This is a genomic window from Streptomyces sp. GS7, from assembly GCF_009834125.1.
Lineage (GTDB): Bacteria > Actinomycetota > Actinomycetes > Streptomycetales > Streptomycetaceae > Streptomyces.
Map to the genome: position 1 here is coordinate 7,690,170 of NZ_CP047146.1, position 19,406 is coordinate 7,709,575.

Sequence of the window (19,406 nt, forward strand, 5' to 3'; positions counted from 1 at the left end):
CAGAAGACAGCGCTACGCGCCGACCCATTCTTCGGTGCCGTCGGAGAAGGTCTGGTGCTTCCAGATGGGGACCTCGTGCTTGAGGTCGTCGATCAGCTTGCGGCACGCGTCGAACGCCTCGCCCCGGTGCGGGCAGGAGACCGCGACGACCACGGCCAGATCGCCGATCGCCAGGTCGCCCACGCGGTGCACGGCGGCGAGCGCGCGGACCGGATAGTCGGCGACGACCTTCTCGGCGATGCGGCGCATCTCCTCCTCCGCGGTCGGGTGCGCGGAGTAGCCGAGCCCGTCGACGTCGGCGCCGCCGTCGTGCGAGCGGACGGTGCCGACGAACAGGGCCGTACCGCCGGCCGCCGCGTCGCCGACGGCCGCGAAGACCTCGTCCACGGACAGCGGGGTGTCGCGGATCGCCAGGAGCCGGATCGGGTCCTCGGCGGCCCGCTCGCCGGGGTGGTCGCGGCCGGGGCCGGTGCGGGAGTGCGTGCCAGACATACCCCCATCGTGCCGTACCGGGAGCGCGCCGGGGAATGGCCGTTTCCACCGGGCGTCCGGCCTCCCGTATGGAGGCTCGTACAGCCCGGCGGCCCGGCGGCGGTCAGATGCGGCGGCGGGCCTTGCGGGCGCGGCGGACCAGTGCCGCGGTGCCCAGGAGGGCGACGGTCGCGCCGGCGGCGCCCGCGGCGGTGGCGTCCTTGCGGCCGAGCCGGCGGCCGGCGACGGTGTGCCGTCCGGCGACCTCTTCGAGGAGTTCGGCGAGCACCTCCTCGTTCGTCCACTTCGGACGCCAGCCCGCGTCGTGCAGCCGGCTGCCGCTGACCACCCAGGGGTGCATCGTGTACGCGAGGTCCCCGGCGGGGGACGGGGTCAGGCCGATGCGGTGCAGCCGGGCGGCGGCGCCCAGCGCCACCGAGGAGGGCAGCTCCATGCGGCGGATCCCGGAGAGCTCCTCTACTTCCTCCTGTTCCAGCCAGCCGTCGCAGCCCACCGCCAGTTCGCCCTCGACCTTCTGCAGGGCCGCGTACTCCAGGGCGCTGACCAGGTCTTCCACGTGGCAGAACTGCCAGGCGGGGCGGGATCCGGCGACGACCAGAAGGCGCGGCGACTCGAAGTAGCGGGTCAGCGCGGTGTCGGTGCCGCCCACCAGGACGGCGGGGCGCAGCACGGTGACGTTCAGGCCGGGGTGGGCGCGGGGCGCGCGGTGCGCCAGGTGCTCGATCTCCAGGAGGTCGCCGACACCGGTGGCGTCGGCGGTGGCGCGCAGCTCGGCGTCCTCGGCGAGCGGAACATCGTTGTCGGGCAGCGCCCCGTAGACCATGGCGGAGGTGCACAGCACGACCCGGTGGACGCCGGCCGCCGCGGCGGCGGTCAGCACCGTCTGGGTGCCGCGCACGTTGTAGGCGGTGCGCGCCGCGTCGTCGGTCTCCAGGTCGAGGTCGAGCGCGAGGTGGACCACGACGTCCGTTCCGCGGAGTTTGTCGGCGATGGCGGGGTCGCGGACGTCCAGGACGTGCCAGTGGGCCTCGGCGACGTCACCGTGGCGCTCGTCGATGGCCACCACCTTCCTGACCTCGTCGGAGGCGGCCAGGGCACGGGTGAGCAGCGCGCCGACCCCGGAGGCGGCGCCGGTGACGGCGACGGCGGGGCGGCGCAGCGGCCGGTCGGCGGCATCGCCTGGGGCGTGGTCCGCCTTTTCGGTCTGGGCCGCAGCGTTTCGCGCTGCGCGAACGGTCGGATCTGGGGAACTCACCGGGCGTCTCCAGCGGTTGTCTTCAGTACGGGCGCGTCGGACGCGTCCGCACCAGGTGGCTCCATCCTGCCGCAGCCACCGGGACAGCGAAGCACCGAGCCCCGATGCGGTCCGGGTGTCTACGCTGGAGGTGATGTCGGGCAGCCGCCGTCGGCCGATGGGGTCGGCGGCCCTACGAGCCGAGGAAACCCGTGAGTGACACCCCATTTGGATTCGGCCTTCCGCCGGAGGAGCCGGAGGACGGCGACAACGGCAAGAAGAAGGGCGGCCAGGGAGGTAGCCAGGGCCCCGCGGACCCCTTCGGGTTCGGCGGCGGGAGCGGCGGCGCGGACAATCCGTTCGCGGCGCTCTTCGGCGGCATGGGGGGACCCGGCGGCCAGATGAACCCCGGCGACCTGGGAGCCGCGTTCCAGCGGCTCGGCCAGATGCTCTCCTACGAGGGCGGCCCGGTGAACTGGGACATGGCCAAGGACATCGCCCGGCAGACCGTCGCGCAGGGCGCCGAGGACGGCAGCAAGGACGCCAGCCTCTCGCCGGGTGAGCGGACCGCCGTCCAAGAGGCCGTGCGCCTCGCGGACCTGTGGCTGGACGGGGTGACGTCGCTGCCGTCGGGCTCCGGCTCGGTGGTGGCCTGGAGTCGCGCCGAGTGGGTCGAGGAGACCCTGCCGGTGTGGAAGGACCTGGTCAATCCGCTCGCCGAGCGGGTCGGGTCGGCGATGGGCGATGTGCTGCCCGGGGAGATGCAGGCCATGGCGGGCCCGCTGCTCGGGATGATGCGCTCCATGGGGGGCGCGATGTTCGGCACCCAGATCGGCCAGGCGCTGGGCGTCCTGGCCTCCGAGGTCGTCGGTTCGACGGACATCGGGCTGCCCCTGGGGCCGGCCGGCAAGGCCGCGCTGCTGCCCGGGAACGTGGCGGCGTTCGGTGCCGGCCTGGGCGTCCCGGAGGAGGAGGTGCGGCTGTATCTGGCCCTGCGTGAGGCGGCCCACCAGCGGCTCTTCGCGCATGTGCCGTGGCTGCGCTCGCATCTGTTCGGTGCCGTCGAGGGCTATGCACGCGGCATCAAGGTCGATACGACCAAGCTGGAGGACGTGGTCGGCCAGATCGACCCGCAGCACCCCGAGGAGCTGCAGAACGCCCTCCAGCAGGGCATGTTCCAGCCCGAGGACACCCCTGAGCAGAAGGCCGCGCTGGCCCGTCTGGAGACCGCGCTGGCGCTCGTCGAGGGCTGGGTGGACGCGGTGGTGCACGCCGCCGCCAAGCCGCATCTGCCGTCGGCGGACAAGCTCCGCGAGACGCTGCGGCGGCGCCGGGCGAGCGGCGGCCCGGCCGAGCAGACGTTCTCCACCCTGATCGGCCTCCAGCTGCGCCCGCGGCGCCTGCGGGACGCCTCGCGGCTGTGGGCCTCCCTGACCGACGCGCGCGGCCTGGAGGGCCGGGACGGTCTGTGGGAGCACCCGGACATGCTGCCGACGGCGGCGGATCTGGACGACCCGGACGGGTTCGTGCACCACGAGCAGCTGGACTTCTCCGAGCTCGACAAGATGCTGGGCGAGGCCGCGAGCAACGGCAAGCCCCGTCTGTCCAAGCCCGATCCGTCCAAGCCCGCCGAGGACGGCACGGGTGACGACGGTCCGCAGGCCCCCGAGGACGGCAAGGGTGACGGCGCCAAGTGAGTCTGCGTGAGGACGCGGCGCGGGTGCTCAAGGAGTGGCCCGCGCCGTCGGCCGACCAGGAGCGCCTGCGGCTTGCCTATCTGGACCATCTCGCCGCCCACCAGGACGGCATGTGGAAGCCCTGCAAGGACGGGCACATCACGGCCAGCGCGCTGGTGATCGACCCGGCGGGCGGCCGGGTGCTGCTGACCCTGCACCGCAAGCTGGAGATGTGGCTCCAGATGGGCGGCCACTGCGAACCGGAGGACGCCTCGCTGGCCGCCGCGGCACTCCGGGAGGCACGCGAGGAGTCCGGGATCGCCTCGGGGCTGACCCTGCTGGGCGGTACGCCGGTGCGGCTGGACCGTCATCGGACGCCGTGCGCCGAGCACTTGGACGTCCAGTACGCCGCGCTGGCCCCCGCGGGCGCGGTGGCGGCGATCAGCGACGAGTCGCTGGACCTGCGCTGGTTCCGCTACGACGAGGTGCCCGGCGTCGCGGACGCGTCGGTGGTGCGCCTCGTGGAGAGCACCCGGGCACTGCTGCCCGCGGCGCCCTGACGGCTCCCCGGGCCTTCCAGATCTTCTGACACCCCATCACATCCGGCGTCCGCCCTCACCGGGGCGGGCGCCGGACGCACGGGTGCGCCGGGCCGGCGACCGGCCGACCGGCTCTGCACCGATCAGCGGCCCCGGCGCGGGTCGCCCTGCTGTTCTCCACGGGCCGGCCCTGCGGCGTCAGGGCCGTACGGTTCCTCTCCGGGCCGCTGCCACGGTCCGGTACCGCCGTCCCCAGGGGCGGGCACACCCTGCCCCGGATACGGCGCGGTCGGGGCCCCCGGGGCCTGCCGACCCGGCTGCCCGTAGGGTCCGGGCGGCAGCGGAGGCGGCACGGCCTGCCCCTGGGGCACGCCGTAACCGGCGGGCGGCGGCGGAGGCTGCTGACCATACGGAGGTAGCGGTGGAGGCTGCCGGGCGCCCGGGAATCCACCGGAGGCCTGGCCGTGCGCAGGCGGCGGGGGCGGCGGCGGAGGTCCCTGCACACCGGCGGCCGGAGGCGGCGGAGGAGGAGGTGGGGGCGGCCCCTGCACACCCCGGGGCGGCACCGGGGCACCGGGCGGGACCAGCGGCGCGACGACCGTCGGCGCGCTGTGGATCTGCGCGGCGGACGGCTGCGGATACTGCGGAGTGGCCTGTTGCGGGAGGTGCGGTGCGGGCTCGCGCGGGTCGGGGGCCGCCGGCGCGGGCGCTACGGACGCGGGTGGCGCGGGCGCTACGGACGCGGGTGGCGCGGGCGCTACGGACGCGGGCGGCGCGGCCGACGGGGCGGGCCCCGGGTCCACCGGCGGCGCGAAGCCCGGCACGCCCTGTGCGGTCACCGGAGGCGCGGGCGCCGCTTCGGCCGCCTCCTCCTCCACGACCTCACCACCGAAGTTCTTCAGCAGCGCCTCCAGGCCGCCGTCGAAACCCTGGCCGACCGCGGCGAACCGCCAGACGTCCTTCAGGTAGACGTCGCCGAGCATCACGGCGCGCTCGGTGCTGAACTCGCCGCCGGTGAAGGGATACCGGGCCACCTCTTCGCCGCCGGCCACGATCCGGAGGTAGCCGGGGCCGATCTGCGACATCTGGCCCACGCCGTCGAGCGTGGCGGTGAAGGTCAGCTTCCGGATGTGCGGCGGGATGGTGTCCAGGGTGACGCGGAAGGACTCGGTGTCGCCGGCCTGCGCGCCGAGCAGCTGGATCGACTCCTCGGGCGACTTGGGCTGGTTGTAGAAGACGAAGTAGCGGTCGTCGGAGAGCCGATCGTCGGCGTCCAGGCCGAAGCAGCTGACGTCGAGGGTCAGGCCCGGTCCGGCGATCTGCACCCCCACATACAGATCCCGCCCGGCCGTCAGATCGCCGATCCTGGCCTTGTGGCCGCGCTGGAATTCCCTGGCCATGCGTAACGCCCCTCCCCCGCTCCCGCGTTGAGTCCCTACCCGTGCCAGGCTAACCGCTGGCGCTGACAGTGAGTGATGCCGGGGCTCGGCGGGGCGGGACGGCGGTCACCGGCGCCGGGCGGCGGGCAGATGGGGCAGCCGGTCGGCGGCCACCACGCCTTCGAGATAGCCGCGGGCCCGCTCCGTGCGCGGATACGACTCCAACAGGCGCCAGAATTCCGGGCCGTGGCCGGGGACGAGCAGATGCGCGAGTTCATGCAGCAGCACGTAGTCGATGACGTACTCCGGCATGCCCTGGAGGCGGTGGGAGAGGCGGATGCTGCCCTCGGCCGGGGTGCACGATCCCCAGCGGGTGTTCTGGTTGGTGACCCAGCGCACCGACGCGGGGCGGGCCCGCCCGTCCAGGAACTGACCGGAGAGCCGCTCGGCCCGCTCGGCCAGCTCGCCGTCGCCCAGTATCCGCTTGCTCTCCTGGGCGGCGAGCTTGTCCAGCATCACACCGACCCAGCGCTGTTCCTCGGCCTCCGACATCCGGGCCGGGATCAGCACCACCGTGCGGTCGCCCTCGCGGTACGCGGAGACCGTCCGGCGCCGCCGGGAACTGCGGCGCACCTCGACCGCGCTGGTCCCCGACCCGCGGGCCTTCGGGCTCGGTTCAGCCCGGCGCGGTGGATCTGCGGCGCGGCGCAGGGGTGTCTCCCCGGAACCGCGGGGGGAAGGATCGGCGGGCACGCGCCCGACGTTACCCGCTGGCACTGCGGGAAGTCCCGCCCCACGAACGGTTCGCCACCTGAACGCCCCCGGCGCGCACGGCTTGTATGACTAATACCCGCTTCCTGTGGATAACTTCCGCGCCGGTCTCGCGCCTGGCGCATGCTGGGAGCCGGACGACGAACGACGGGGGCGGACGAGATGTATCCGATGCTCAAGCCCGCGCTGCGGCGCGGCTGGCGGGACCGGGAGACGGTGCGGTTCGGCGTGGCACCGGCCCATGCGGTGGTGGTCGGCCCGGTCGACATCGCGACGGGCAGCTTCATCGAGCTGATCGACGGCACGCGCACGATGCGGCAGCTGGTCGAGGAGGGCACGTCACTGGACGTGACGCCCGAGCGCGCGCGGGGTGTGGTGGACCGGCTCGGCGCGGCCGGGTTACTGGAGGCACCGGCCGCGGGCGGTCCGGCGGCCGACGCGGTGCGGGCGGACGGACCGGCCTTCGCGCGGCTGCGGCCGGATCTGGCCTCGCTGTCGGTGCGGCACCGGGGAGCCGGCGGGCCGCTCGGGCGGATGGGGGCGCGCCGGACGGTCCGGGTCAAGGTGAAGGGCGCGGGCCGGATCGGCGCCCAGATCGCGGCGCTGCTGGCTGCGTCGGGCATCGGCAGGGTGGACGTGGTCGACGGCGGCACGGTCGAGCCGTGGGACGTGGTGCCGGGCGGGCCGGCGGCCGGGCAGGTCGGCGAGCGGCGTGACGCGGCCGCCCGCCGGCTGGTGCGGGAGTCCTCCCCGTGGAGCCGCCGGCCGCGGCCGGCCGGCCCGGTCACCGAGTCCGGAGAGCCGGGCATCTCCCTCATGGTCATCGCCCCGCGTGACGGGCTCGGCGCGTACGCTCCCGATCCCGTGCGGGCCGAGCCGCTGCTGACCGCCGGTATTCCGCATCTTTACGCGGGCGTGGTCGAGGGCACAGGTGTGGTGGGGCCGTTGGTGGTGCCCGGTGTCTCGGCCTGCGCCGGCTGCGACGAGCTGCGGCGGACGGACGCGGAGCCGGCCTGGCCGCGGCTGCTCGCGCAGTGGCGCTCGGGGCGCGGTTCACCGTCGATGCCGGCCTGCGACACGGCGCTGGCGACGGCGGTGGCGGGGCTCGCCACCGTCCAGGCGATGACGTTCCTGGACGGCGAGCCGCCACCGTGCACGGGGGCGCGGATGGAACTCCCGCTGCCCTGCGCGAGCGTGCGGACGGTGCGGATCACGCCGCACCCGGACTGCGGTTGCGGCGCCGCCGCTGCACAGGGGACGGCAGACGCCTCGGTTCCCGGGGCGCGACACGCCACAATGACGGAGTAACCCCGGTAGGGGACAGTGTGAGTTGGAGGGGCGCATGTCTGATCTTCCCCGCAAGGCGGTCACCCGCACCGCCAAGCTGGCCGCGCTGCCGCTGGGGTTCGCCGGCCGTGCCACCTGGGGCCTGGGCAAGCGGATCGGTGGCAGATCCGCCGAGATCGTCGGCCGGGAGCTGCAACAGCGCACCGCGGAACAGCTCTTCAAGGTGCTCGGTGAGCTGAAGGGCGGCGCCATGAAGTTCGGGCAGGCGCTGTCCGTCTTCGAGTCGGCGCTGCCCGAGGAGATCGCCGGTCCTTACCGCGCAGCCCTGACGAAGCTTCAGGAGGCGGCGCCGCCCATGCCGACGAGCACGGTGCACGCCGTGCTGGCGGAGCGGCTCGGCGAGGACTGGCGGGAGCTGTTCGAGGAGTTCGAGGACAAGCCGGCCGCGGCCGCGTCGATCGGCCAGGTGCACCGGGGGGTGTGGCACGACGGCCGCGAGGTGGCCGTCAAGGTGCAGTACCCGGGAGCGGGCAAGGCGCTGCTGTCGGATCTGGCGCAGCTGAGCCGGTTCGCGCGGCTGCTGGGGCCGCTGATCCCCGGCATGGACGTCAAGCCGCTGATCGCCGAACTGCGCGACCGGGTCTCCGAGGAGCTGGACTACTCCCTTGAGGCGCAGGCCCAGCGGGCGCATGCCGAGGAGTTCGCCGAGGACCCGGATGTCGTCGTGCCGGCCGTGGTGCACCAGAGCGACCAGGTGCTGGTGACGGAGTGGATGGAGGGGGTGCCGCTGTCCGAGGTGATCGCCGGCGGCACCGAGGAACAGCGTGACCGCGCCGGGCAGCTGCTGGCCCGCTTCCTCTTCTCCGGCCCGGCCCGTACGGGCCTGCTGCACGCCGACCCGCATCCGGGCAACTTCCGGCTGCTGCCCGGTGACTCACCGGACGCGCCGGTCGAGGAGTGGCGGCTGGGCGTGCTGGACTTCGGAACCGTCGACCGGCTCCCCGACGGGCTGCCGCCGACGATCGGCAGCTCGCTGCGGATGGCGCTGGACGGCGAGGCGGACGCGGTCTACGACCTGCTCTGCGAGGAGGGCTTCGTCAAGGAGTCCATCGCGCTGGACCCGGACGCGGTGCTGGAGTACCTGCTGCCGATCATCGAGCCGGCGCAGGTGGACGCGTTCACCTTCACCCGGGGTTGGATGCGCAATCAGGCCGCCCGGATCGGCGATCCGCGGTCCCCCGCACACCAGTTGGGCAAGCAGCTCAACCTGCCGCCGGCGTATCTGCTGATACACCGGGTGACCTTGAGCACGATCGGGGTGCTGTGCCAGCTGGGGGCCACGGTGCGGCTGCGCGACGAGCTGGAGGCATGGATGCCCGGGTTCGTGCCCGAGGAGGAGCCCGCGGGTCCGGACGCGGCGGAGCCCGGCGCGGTCATCGGTGCCGCCGACGGCGCCGATGACCGCGCGGACCGGGAGGAGGCGGCCGTCGAGGAGAGCCCGGCCTGACCCTCACCACCAGGTCGAGTCCAGGCGTCCCTCGATGGCGCGGATGTTGTCCCTGGCGCAGTTGTCGCAGAAGTAGCGGCGCTCGCCGTTCTCGACCGAGCAGGTCCAGGTCGGCGGTGCGCCCTCGGGAACCGCGCCGCAGCGGGCGCACACCATGCGCGCGGAGTCCAACTCCGCCTGTCGATGCGTCTTCTGGTCCACCATCCGACGATATCCCCGTCAACCTCATGAACCGGGACGCAACGCACCACGGGGCCCGCCCTGTCGGACGGACCCCGTGGACGGTGGCCTCAGGAGGCGGTGCCGGTGCGCCCGGCTACTGCATCACGGCCATGGCGAGCGCCCTGCGGGCCCGCAGTGACGCGCGCTCGGCGCGCCGCTGCATACGCCGCGCGGCGGCGAGCCGGTAGGCCCTGCGTTCGGACTCCGCCTCTTGGAGGCGTTGGTCCATATGAGCCCTCGCCAGGGCTTCTGGAATGAGTTGCATTTCGAGGTTCCTGTTCTGGCGCGGCGCGATCGCGCCGGAGTTCGCGGGGGCGGGGGTGTCGGTGAAAGTCGGGTTCATCGTGGGGTCCTGCTTCTGGGGATCCCGTGTGACGGGACGGTCGATCGTTCCTGTACCGGTGGTGTTCATGCCGCGACCGGGTTCTTGCGCGGACGGCCACGCGGACGCTTCCGCGGCACCACGACGCCCTGGACGAAGAGCTCACCGCCCCAGACGCCCCACGGCTCACGGCGGTCCTTGGCGCCGGCGAGACACGCCTCGCGGACCGGGCAGGTCTGGCACAGCGTCTTGGCGTACTCGACGTCGGCCGGGGACTCCGCGAAGAAGACCTCGGGGTCGTAGGTGCGGCACGGAACGGCGGCGCCGAGGCGGTCGATCTCGTCGTCGAGCTCGGTGAGGGGCAGCAAGGAGTTCTCCTGGGGGTCGGGCGGAGGGATCAGGTCGGTGGCTACGGACGGGGTGTGCGTCTGGAGTTGCACGGTGGTGTGTTCCTCGTCTGTTCCGGCCCGGCTGGTGGCGGGCGCGTTGGGCAAAACAAAAGGGCCGCGGATCCCGGTGTGGGTTCCGCGGCCCTGGAAGGTGCCGACCTGATCGCGCCGATCAGGCTGGATCTCTCCAGGGTTCGAGGCCGCGGTAGGCCCACATTTCATGCTGCGTCTGGTACTGCTGCCGGGATTCGGCACCGTTGGCCGCCGCCGCGAAGGCAAAGGAATTCGCCGACGCCTTCGCTACTGCTGCCTCAGGTGCCTCGGTCGGTCGCGCGGTGCGCTCACTGCCCGTCAGGACAGCGACGGCGGCGGGACGCGCGACCTCGGTACCGGACGGACGGCGGGAGCCGGACAGACCGGTGCCAAGGAGCGAGAAGCCGAGAGCGCAGGGGGCGACGACCGAGAGATCGGTCATTTTGTTGGTCTCGATAATGCTGATCACTGGGCTCGCCTCCTCTCGGCGTCTCGGTGGACCGGGAAAACCCGGTCCAGGGTGTTCAAGTACAGCACGGATCCATCGGATCTCGGAAGTTCCGTTGTCTCCGTTGCTTCCGAAGGCTATGGGGATGCGCTCCGCGCGCGCAAACTATTTTTCCGACGAGTTTTCCGCGGCGTCCTCCGCCCCCTCTTCACCGGCCCCGGCGAGCTCCTCACCGGCGCAGAGGGACAGCACATCGGTGCCGTAGCGGTCGAGCTTGCGGCGGCCCACTCCGGAGATGACCGCCAGCTCCGCGGCCGTCGCCGGGACCGCCTCGGCGATGGCCATCAGCGTCTTGTCGGTGAAGACGCAGTAGGCGGGCTGCCGCGTCCGGCCGGCCTGCTCGGCGCGCCAGTCCCGCAGCCGCTCGTACAGCGCCTCGTCGAGTTCCGAGGGGCATTCCTCACAGCGCATCAGCTTCATCTCGCCGGCGTCCGTGAGGGTCTTGTTGCAGACCCGGCAGCGGGCGGGGGTGCGGTGCGTACGACGGCTGCGGCCCGGGGCCGTGCCGGTGCCGCGCTCGACTCCGCCGGCGGCCGCGCCCACCGTGCGGCGGCCCGCCGCGCCGGAGCCCGGCCGCAGGCCGTGCAGGAACCGGCTGGCGCTGCGCGAGGCGCGCCCGCCGGGAGAGCGCGCCAGCGACCAGGACAGCGTCAGCCGCAGGCGGGCGCGGGTGATGCCCACGTAGAGAAGCCGGCGCTCCTCCTCGATCTGCTCGTCGGTCCTGGCGTAGTGGATCGGCAGCATGCCCTCGGTGAGGCCGACCAGGAACACCGCGTCCCACTCCAGGCCCTTGGCGGTGTGCAGCGAGGCGAGGGTGACGCCCTCGACCGTCGGGGCGTGCTGGGCGTTGGCCCGCTCGTCCAGCTCGGCGACGAGGTCGGCGAGGGTGGCCTCGGGGCGGGCCCGGGTGAAGTCCTCGGCGAGCCGGACCAGGGCCGCCAGGGACTCCCAGCGGTCGCGCGCCGCGCCGGAGCCGGCCGGCGGCTGCCCGGTCCAGCCCATGTCGCTGAACACCGCGCGCACCTCGGACGGCAGGTCGACGGCGCCGTCGAGCAGGGTGTCGTTGGCGCCGAATCGGGCCGCGCCGCGCAGCTTGATCCCGGCCTCGCGCACCTCGGGGCGCTCGAAGAACCGCTCGGCGCCGCGGAGCTGGTACGGCACCCCTACGTCGGCGAGGGCCTGTTCGTAGACCTCGGACTGGGCGTTGATCCGGAAGAGCACGGCGATCTCGCTGGCCGGGACCCCGGAGGCGATCAGGTCGCGGATCCGGCGGGCGGTGCCCTCGGCCTCGGCGGGCTCGTCGGCGTACTCGGTGAACACCGGCTCGGCGCCGGCCGGGCGCTGCGAGAGCAACTCCAGGCGCTGCTCGGCGGCGCGGCCCCTGGCCTGGGCGAGCAGGCCGTTGGCGAGGTGGACCACCTGGGGGGTGGAGCGGTAGTCGCGGACGAGTCTGACGACCGTGGCGTGCGGGTGGCGGGTGCGGAAGTCGAGGAGGTGGTCGGGGGTGGCGCCGGTGAAGCTGTAGATCGTCTGGCTGGCGTCACCGACCACGCACAGGCTGTCGCGGTCGCCCAGCCACAGCTCCAGGAGCCGCTGCTGGAGCGGGCTGACGTCCTGGTACTCGTCGACGACGAAGTGCTGGTACTGGGCGCGGACCTGCTCGGCGATGTCGTGCCGGTCCTGGAGCACGCCGACGGTGAGCAGCAGCACGTCCTCGAAGTCGATGCTGCCGCGCTCGCGCTTGAGCTGCTCGTACGTGGCGTATATCTGCCCGATCTCGGCCGGGTCGCGTGGTGCCTCGCGGCCGGCCTTGGCGAGCGCCGCGGGGTAGTCGGCGGGCACGGTCTGGGTGACCTTGGACCACTCGATCTCGCCGGTGACGTCGCGCAGCTCGGTACGGTCGAGCCGGATGCGGCAGCGGGCCGCGGCCTCGGCGACCAGTTGGACCTTGCGCTCCAGCAGCCGCGGCACCTCGCCGCCGACCGCCTTCGGCCAGAAGAACTGGAGCTGGCGCAGGGCCGCGGAGTGGAACGTCCGCGCCTGCACCCCGCCGGCGCCGAGCTGCCGCAGCCGGCCGCGCATCTCACCGGCCGCGCGGGCGGTGAAGGTGACCGCGAGCACACTGGCGGGCTGGAGGATGCCGGCCCGGACTCCGTAGGCGATCCGGTGGGTGATCGCGCGGGTCTTGCCCGTGCCCGCGCCGGCCAGCACGCACACCGGACCGTGCAGCGCCGTGGCGACGGCGCGCTGCTCGGGGTCCAGCCCGTCGAGCACCGCGTCGGCCCCACTCGGCGGAGCCGAATATTGAGAACTGCCAGGGACCTGCGGGAAGAGAGGGGAGTCCGTTGCTGCTGTCACCCCGCCATGCTGCCAGGTCCCGCGGGGCGCCCGGGAAAGCCGTCCACAGCGGCGGGGGCCGGTCGTACCGGACGGGGCGGCTGTGGAGGGAGCGCGGGCGCCGGGGCGGGGCCGGGAATGGTCCGGGGCCGGTGGACGTTCTTCTGCTCGGTGCCCCGTCGTCCGTGCGGCGTCGGCGGCACCTGATCATGATCGAGACCGAGCAAAAGGAGCGCGGGGCACATGGCGGGCACTGTGACGATGTACAGCACGACCTGGTGCGGCTACTGCCGTCGGCTGAAGGGGCAGATGGACCGCGAGGGCATCGCCTACACCGAGATCAACATCGAGCAGGACCCGGAGTCCGCGGCGTTCGTGGAGAAGGCAAACGGCGGCAACCAGACGGTGCCGACCGTGCTCTTCCCCGATGGCACGACGCTGACCAACCCGTCCCTGGCGCAGGTCAAGCAGAAGGTGGGCGCGGCCTGAGGGCCGGGCGCACCGCGTAGGACGGCCGTCGGCCGGTCCGGTGAGGGAGCCGGCCGACGGCCCGTGCGTCACGGCTTGGGCAACGGCTTGCCGTACCACATCTCGATGAGCCGGGCGGCGATGGAGATGCCGTAGGGCGGCAGGACCTCGCCGGATTCGAAGGCGGCGCGCAGGTCCTCCCGCGAGAACCACCGGGCTTCCTCGATCTCCTCGCCGTCCACCTGGATCTCGGACGAGGTGGCGCGGGCCATGAAGCCCAGCATCAGGCTGGACGGGAAGGGCCAGGGCTGGCTGGCGATGTACTCGACGTCGCCGACGACGACACCGGCCTCCTCGAAGACCTCCCGGGCGACGGACTGCTCGATGGACTCGCCCGGCTCGACGAAGCCCGCCAGGGTCGAGAAGCGGCCCTCGGGCCAGTGGACCTGCCGGCCCAGCAACGCGCGGTCCTCCTCGTCGGTGACGAGCATGATCACCGCGGGGTCGGTGCGCGGGTAGTGCTCGGCGCCGCAGGCCGGGCAGCGGCGGATGTGGCCGGCGGCGGCGATGACCGTGCGCTCCCCGCAGCGGGAGCAGAAGCGGTGCAGGCGCTGCCAGTTCTCCAGGGCCACGGCGTGGACGAGCAGCCCGGCGTCGCGCGGCGAGAGCAGCAGGCCCGCCTCGCGCAGGCCCGCGGGGCGCGCGGACTGGTCCATGCGGCCGGGGAGCGCGTCCTTCTGGAGCGCGAAGTAGCTGACGCCGTTCTCGTCGGTGCCGAGGTAGTAGCGGTGTGCCTCGGTCAGCGGCGCCTCGAAGGACGGCGTCATGATCAGCTCGGTACGGCCGTCGGGGGTGTCGTCGATCAGTGCCTGGCCCCCGGACACCACGAAGACGCGCGTCGTCGGGTGGCTCCAGGCCGCCGCCAGCCATGCCTCGTCGAGCCGGTGGTGGGCGGAGCGGTCGATTCCGCTCGGCGCGCTGAAGGTGATCGGCCGGTCGGCCGTGTGGTCGGTCCAGGTGGTCACTGCTGTTTCCAACTCCCCCTATGGCGTGGGTGATTGCTGCGTACGGGCGCGGAACGGTACGGCGGTACGCGCACGGGTCAGGCGGCGCGCCAGGTCTCTGCCAGGTCGCCCCACAGGTGGGCGGCGGTCTCGACGCCTTTCATCAGCAGGTCGAGCTCGACCTTCTCGTTCGGTGCGTGCCAGCCGTCGGACGGGACGGAGATTCCGAGGAAGAGGACCGGGGCGCCGAGGACGTCCTGGAGGTCGGCGGCCGGGCCCGAACCGCCCTCGCGGGTGAAGCGGATCTTCGTTTCGAAGGCCCGCCCCATGGCGCGCACGACGGACTGGAGCGCGGGGTGGTCGAGCGGGGTGAGGCAGGGGCGGGTGGCGCCCCAGAACGTGATGTCGTGGCGGATGCCGGCCGGGAGGCGGTCGGCCACCCAGTCGCGTACGGACTGCTGGACGGCGGCGGCGTCCTGGCCGGCGACCAGGCGGAAGGAGAGCTTCAGCTGGGCGGCGGCCGGGACGATGGTCTTGCCGCCGGGGCCCTGGTAGCCGCCGCCGATGCCGTTGACCTCGGCGGTGGGGCGGGCCCAGATGCGCTCCAGGGTCGTGCTGCCGGCCTCGCCGAGGGCGGCGTGGGAGTGCGCGGTGCGCAGCCACTGCTCCTCGTCGAAGGGCAGCTCGGCGAAGAGCTCGCGCTCGCGGTCGGTGAGCTCGATCACGCCGTCGTAGAAGCCGGGGACGGCGACCTTGCGGTCGGTGTCGTGGAGCGCGGCGGCGAGCCGGGCGGCCTCGGTGGCGGGGTTGGGGACCGCGCCACCGAACGAGCCGGAGTGGATGTCCTGGTCCGGGCCGTACAGATCGATCTGACAGTCCGTCAGGCCGCGCATGCCGGTGCAGACGGTGGGGGTGTCCCTGGACCACATGCCGGTGTCGGAGACGATCACCGCGTCGCAGGCGAGGCGGTCGGCGTGCTTCTCGATCAGGGCCGGGAAGTGCGGCGAGCCGGACTCCTCCTCACCCTCGATGAGCAGCTTGAGGTTGACCGCGGGGGCGGTGCGGCCGGTGGCGGCGAGGTGCGCCCGCACGCCCAGGGTGTGGAAGAAGACCTGGCCCTTGTCGTCGGCGGCGCCGCGGGCGTAGAGCTTGCCGTCGACGGTCTGCGGCTCGAAGGGGTCGGTGTGCCAGCCGTCCTCGCGTGCGGCGGGCTGGACGTCGTGGTGGCCGTAGACCAGCACGGTCGGCGCGGACGGGTCCCCGGAAGGCCACTCGGCGAAGACCGCGGGCAGGCCCTCGGTCTCCCAGATCTCGGTGGTCGCAAAGCCCGTCTCCGCGAGCTTGCCGGCGAGCCATTCGGCGCTGCGGCGCACATCGGCGGCCCGCTCGGGGTCGGCGGAAACGGACGGGATGCGCAGCCACTCCGCGAGGTCGTCGAGAAAGGCTTCGCGGTGGTCGGCGAGGTACGCGCGGACGGCGCTGTCCGGGGTGGTGCTCATACGGCGAGCCTATCGGCCTTCCGGGGGATACCGGCCGGCGGTATCGCCCAGCAGAATCCGTTCGAGCCCGGCCCGGCCCGGCAGGCCGGCGGGTCTCACCACCTCGCCGGTGCGCACGAAGACGAAGGCGGCGCCCACCTCTGACGGCGGCAGGCCGTACCGCTCGGCCCAGGCCAGGCGGTAGACGGCCAGCTGCAGGGGGTCGGCGGCGCCGGTGCTCCGGGGGCCGTCCGGCAGGGTCCGGCCGGTCTTCCAGTCGATGATCTCGAAGCGGTCGCCGTCCGGGCCGCGCTCCTTGTAGACGGCGTCGATCCGGCCGCGGATCACCCGTCCCGCGAGCGTTATCTGGAACGGGACCTCCACCCGGAAGGGGGTCCGTCGGGCATACGGGGTGCGGGCGAACGCCTCCTTGAGGGCTTCGAGGTCCTGCTCGTCGGCGATGTCCGCCTCCTCGCCGGGCCCGGCGCCCGGGAGCTCGTCCGGGCCGAGGAGCGGCAGGGCCAGCTCCTCGAAGCGGGACTGGACCCAGGCGTGGAAGCGGGTGCCGCGGCGGGCGGCGGGCTGTGGCGGGCGCGGCATCGGGCGGGCCAGCTCGCGGGCGAAGCCGTCCGGGTCGGCGGCGAGCGCGAGCAGCTGGGTGGCGGTGAGCGAGGCCGGCAGTGGGACGTCCCGGACCCGGGCGCGGGAACGCCGCAGCTCGGCGGCGAGCGCGGCCAGATCGCGGTCCCAGGAGCCCACGGTGCGGCGCTCCTCGGGAAGGAGGGCGGGCGGACCGCCGTCGGCCGCGGCGGGATCGGGGAGGTCGGACTCGGCGGAGCGCTGGGCGCCGATGCGGGGGTGCGGCGGCGGGGCGGCGCCGGTGTGCGCGGCACCCGCTGCGGGGGCGGGCGACGGGGCGCTTGCGCCGTCGGACGGTTCGGCCCCGGGGAGGCCGGACGGGTCGTCCCCGTACGGGTCCCCATACGGGTCCTCGCAGGGGTCGGGGTCGTAGGGACCGGACTCGTACGGGTCGGAGTCGAAGGGGTGGTCGGAGCCGGAGTCGAAAGGGTCGGGCTCGTAGGGGGCGTCGTCGGGGGCGTCCGGCCACTCCTCGTCCGCCGGCGGGGGCGGCCACTCCGGGTCGTGGGCGGGCGCGGGCGGGACGGGCGCGGGCGCGGCCCGGCGGCTGCGCTCCAGATGGCCGCGGACCTCGGTGGCGGCGGCGCGGCGGCGGGCCATGGCCGTGGGGTCCAGCGGCAGCGGCCAGGGCTGGTCGGCGGCGGCCTCGGCGAGGGCCGGGTTCTCGGCGCCCTCCTCCGGGGGGTCGGCCCAGAACTCGATCTCGCCGTGGCCGGCCTCGCAGTGCGCGCGGAGGGCCTCCAGGAAGGCGGACGGGCCCCGCGGGCGCTTCTGGTTGGGGCCCCACCAGTGACCGGAGCCGAGGAGCAGGGAGCGCGGGCGGGTGAAGGTGACGTAGCCGAGGCGGAGTTCCTCGGTCGCCTGGTGGTGCTTCATCGCCTCCTTGAAGTCCTTCAGGCCGCGGGCGGTCCACTCCGCCACGTCGGGGAGGGTCGCGGCATCGCCCCGGAGGGCGTGCGGCAGGACCTTGGGCCGGCTGATCCACGCCTCCCGGGCCTGCTCGCTGGGGAACTGCTTGGCGACCAGGCCGGGCACCGCGACCACGTCCCATTCCAAGCCCTTGGACTTGTGCGCGGTGAGCACCTTGACGGTGTTCTCGCCGCCGGGAAGCGAGCTGTCCAGGCCCTTCTCGTACTGGACGGCGGCGCGCAGGAAGCCGAGGAAGGCGAGGAGTGTCGCCTCGCCGTCGAGGGCGGCGCCGCCCTCCTTGGCGGCGAAGCCGGCGGCGATGTCGAGGAAGGTGCCCAGCGTCTCGCGGCGGCGGGCGGCGAGAGCATGGGGGGAGGCGGACAGCTCGACCTCCAGGCCGGTGACGGCGAGGACCCGGTGCAGGACGTCCATCAGGGGATCGCCCAACGAGCGCCGCAGATCACGGAGTTCGGTGGCCAGGCGGGCGAAGCGGACCCGCGCCTCCGGGGAGAACGGCAGGCCGTCGTCGGGGCCGTCGGCCTCCAGGAACGTGTCCAGGGCGTCGGCGAGCGAGACGGTCTCCGCGGGGTCGACGCCCTCCACGGCTTCGGCCAGCCGCTGTTCGGGGTCGTCGTCCGAGGTGCCCCGGTGGCCGGAGGTGTGGGCGAGGGTGCGGGCGCGGCGGCCCAGCAGCGCCAGGTCTCGGGGGCCGATCCGCCAGCGGGGGCCGATCAGCAGGCGGACCAGGGAGGCGTTGGCGGTCGGGTCCTGGAGGACGTCGCAGACGGCGACCAGGTCGGCGATCTCGGGCAGGTGCAGCAGCCCGGAGAGGCCGACGACCTCCACCGGGATGTCCCTCGCGACCAGTTCGCCCTGGATACGGGCGAAGTCGGAGGCGGTGCGGCAGAGCACCGCGATCTCGCCGGGCGGCGTGCCCGTGCGGACCAGGTGGGCGAGGGAGTCGGCGATCCAGGTCAGCTCTTCGGCGTGGGTGGGCAGCAGAGCGCAGCGCACCACGCCGTCCCGCTCGGCGCCGGGGGCGGGGCGCAGCGCCTCGACGCCGGCGTGCATCGCCCGCAGGGGGGCGGCGAGGCCGTTGGCGAGGTCGAGGAGGCGGCCGCCGCTGCGGCGGTTCTCGCTGAGGGCGAAGCGGCGGGCCGGGGCCCCGTCGGCGAACGGGAAGTGGGCGGGGAAGTCGTCGAGATTGGCCACGGAGGCGCCGCGCCAGCCGTAGATGGCCTGGCAGGGGTCGCCGACGGCGGTGACGGCGTGGCCGGTGGGGTCCCCGGTGCCGGCCCCGAACAGCCCGGACAGCAGCATCCGCTGGGCGACGGAGGTGTCCTGGTATTCGTCGAGGAGGACGACGCGGAACTCCTCGCGGAGGATCCGGCCGACCTCGGGGCGGGTGGTGGCGAGGGTCGCGGACAGCGCGATCTGGTCGCCGAAGTCGAGGAGGTCGCGACGGCGCTTCTCGCCGCGGTAGGCGCCGACCAGGTCCAGCAGCTCCAGCCGGCCGCGGACCGTCTCGGGGGCCTTGCGCAGATCGGCGTTGGTGAGGCGGGCAGCGTCCAGGGTGGCGAGCAGCCCGGTGTCGTACGTGCGGAGCGCGGCCGGATCCACGAGGTGCTCGGCCAACTCGCCGTCGAGGGCGAGCAGGTCCTCCACGAGGGAGGGCAGCGAGGTCGTCAGCGACGGATAGGGGCCGGGGGCGGCACGCAGGGTCCGGGCGGCGAGCTGGAAGCGGGTGGCGTCGGCGAGCAGCCGGGCGCTGGGCTCCAGACCGATGCGCAGGCCGTGGTCCTTGAGGAGCTGGCCGGCGAAGGCGTGGTACGTGGAGATCCGCGGCTCCCCGGGGGGCGAGTCGGGGCCCGCGGCGCCGCCGGCCAGGGCGTCGGGATCGGTGACCCCGGCCGCCAGGAGGGCCGCCCGGACGCGCTCGGCCAGCTCGCCGGCCGCCTTGTTCGTGAACGTCAGCCCGAGGACCTGCTCGGGGGCGACCTGACCGGTGCCGACCAGCCACACCACGCGGGCGGCCATGACCGTGGTCTTGCCGGAACCGGCTCCGGCCACGATGACCTGCGGGGCGGGCGGGGCGGTGATGCACGCCGTCTGCTCCGGGGTGAACGGGATGCCGAGGAGCTCTTTCAGCTGCTCGGGGTCGGTGATGCGAGCGGACACATCACAAACCGTAACGGCCGCCACCGACAATCCC

Annotated in this window: 16 protein-coding genes and 1 pseudogene; 5 read left to right on the forward strand and 12 right to left on the reverse strand. The window is 73.8% G+C overall.

Annotation, left to right across the window (positions count from 1 at the left end):
• Positions 1 to 12 precede the first annotated feature (12 nt).
• A complete protein-coding gene (locus GR130_RS33360; RefSeq protein WP_159508150.1) occupies positions 13 to 492 on the reverse strand; it encodes a molybdenum cofactor biosynthesis protein MoaE in 480 nt (159 codons plus the stop codon).
• Positions 493 to 595: 103 nt separating this feature from the next.
• Positions 596 to 1,747, reverse strand: coding sequence for an SDR family oxidoreductase (locus GR130_RS33365; protein WP_159508151.1), 1,152 nt, complete (start codon positions 1,745 to 1,747; stop codon positions 596 to 598).
• Positions 1,748 to 1,938: 191 nt separating this feature from the next.
• On the opposite strand from GR130_RS33365, the gene GR130_RS33370 reads away from it, so the two are divergent.
• Together GR130_RS33370 and GR130_RS33375 are read left to right on the forward strand one after the other, a co-directional pair.
• Entirely contained in the window at positions 1,939 to 3,423 is a 1,485-nt protein-coding gene (locus GR130_RS33370; protein WP_159508152.1) for a zinc-dependent metalloprotease, read from the forward strand.
• Complete coding sequence (locus tag GR130_RS33375; RefSeq protein WP_159508153.1) at positions 3,420 to 3,962, forward strand: NUDIX domain-containing protein; 543 nt, start codon at positions 3,420 to 3,422, stop codon at positions 3,960 to 3,962. The genes GR130_RS33370 and GR130_RS33375 overlap by 4 nt, the downstream gene beginning before the upstream one ends.
• 215 nt (positions 3,963 to 4,177) lie before the next feature.
• Here the strand turns inward: GR130_RS33375 and GR130_RS33380 are convergent.
• Positions 4,178 to 5,341: pseudogene (locus GR130_RS33380) on the reverse strand (TerD family protein); the annotation flags it as partial.
• Between the two features lie 105 nt (positions 5,342 to 5,446).
• Entirely contained in the window at positions 5,447 to 6,073 is a 627-nt protein-coding gene (locus GR130_RS33385; protein ID WP_201305069.1) for a M48 metallopeptidase family protein, read from the reverse strand.
• A gap of 189 nt (positions 6,074 to 6,262) precedes the next feature.
• Here GR130_RS33385 and GR130_RS33390 point away from each other — a divergent pair, with 189 nt between their 5' ends.
• On the forward strand, positions 6,263 to 7,399 hold the full coding sequence (locus tag GR130_RS33390; RefSeq protein ID WP_201305243.1) for a TOMM precursor leader peptide-binding protein: 1,137 nt from the start codon (positions 6,263 to 6,265) through the stop codon (positions 7,397 to 7,399).
• Between the two features lie 34 nt (positions 7,400 to 7,433).
• Complete coding sequence (locus tag GR130_RS33395; protein ID WP_159508156.1) at positions 7,434 to 8,885, forward strand: ABC1 kinase family protein; 1,452 nt, start codon at positions 7,434 to 7,436, stop codon at positions 8,883 to 8,885.
• A gap of 3 nt (positions 8,886 to 8,888) precedes the next feature.
• Here GR130_RS33395 and GR130_RS33400 read toward each other — a convergent pair whose 3' ends face one another.
• The 5 genes from GR130_RS33400 to GR130_RS33420 form a co-directional block, all read right to left on the reverse strand.
• On the reverse strand, positions 8,889 to 9,089 hold the full coding sequence (locus tag GR130_RS33400; RefSeq protein WP_159508157.1) for a hypothetical protein: 201 nt from the start codon (positions 9,087 to 9,089) through the stop codon (positions 8,889 to 8,891).
• 112 nt (positions 9,090 to 9,201) lie between these two features.
• Positions 9,202 to 9,519, reverse strand: a complete 318-nt coding sequence (locus GR130_RS33405; RefSeq protein ID WP_159508158.1) for a hypothetical protein — start codon at positions 9,517 to 9,519, stop codon at positions 9,202 to 9,204.
• Positions 9,516 to 9,869, reverse strand: a complete 354-nt coding sequence (locus GR130_RS33410; RefSeq protein ID WP_026169602.1) for a WhiB family transcriptional regulator — start codon at positions 9,867 to 9,869, stop codon at positions 9,516 to 9,518. Before GR130_RS33410 ends, GR130_RS33405 begins: the two co-directional genes overlap by 4 nt.
• Positions 9,870 to 9,990: 121 nt before the next feature.
• Positions 9,991 to 10,320: a hypothetical protein gene (locus tag GR130_RS33415; protein ID WP_159508159.1), complete on the reverse strand. Its 330-nt coding sequence runs from the start codon at positions 10,318 to 10,320 to the stop codon at positions 9,991 to 9,993.
• A gap of 144 nt (positions 10,321 to 10,464) precedes the next feature.
• On the reverse strand, positions 10,465 to 12,717 hold the full coding sequence (locus GR130_RS33420) for an ATP-dependent DNA helicase UvrD2 (protein ID WP_159508160.1): 2,253 nt from the start codon (positions 12,715 to 12,717) through the stop codon (positions 10,465 to 10,467).
• 222 nt (positions 12,718 to 12,939) lie between these two features.
• Between GR130_RS33420 and GR130_RS33425 the strand changes: the two genes are divergently transcribed.
• Positions 12,940 to 13,185 carry a mycoredoxin gene (locus GR130_RS33425; protein WP_033271949.1) on the forward strand — a complete coding sequence of 82 codons (246 nt, stop codon included), beginning with the start codon at positions 12,940 to 12,942 and terminating at the stop codon, positions 13,183 to 13,185.
• Between the two features lie 68 nt (positions 13,186 to 13,253).
• Here GR130_RS33425 and nudC read toward each other — a convergent pair whose 3' ends face one another.
• From nudC to GR130_RS33440, 3 genes are all read right to left on the reverse strand, one after another.
• Entirely contained in the window at positions 13,254 to 14,189 is a 936-nt protein-coding gene (gene nudC / locus GR130_RS33430) for an NAD(+) diphosphatase (RefSeq protein ID WP_159508161.1), read from the reverse strand.
• A gap of 77 nt (positions 14,190 to 14,266) precedes the next feature.
• Complete coding sequence (locus GR130_RS33435) at positions 14,267 to 15,667, reverse strand: dipeptidase (RefSeq protein WP_159508162.1); 1,401 nt, start codon at positions 15,665 to 15,667, stop codon at positions 14,267 to 14,269.
• Between the two features lie 9 nt (positions 15,668 to 15,676).
• A complete protein-coding gene (locus tag GR130_RS33440; protein ID WP_159508163.1) occupies positions 15,677 to 19,372 on the reverse strand; it encodes an ATP-dependent helicase in 3,696 nt (1,231 codons plus the stop codon).
• Positions 19,373 to 19,406: the final 34 nt, after the last annotated feature.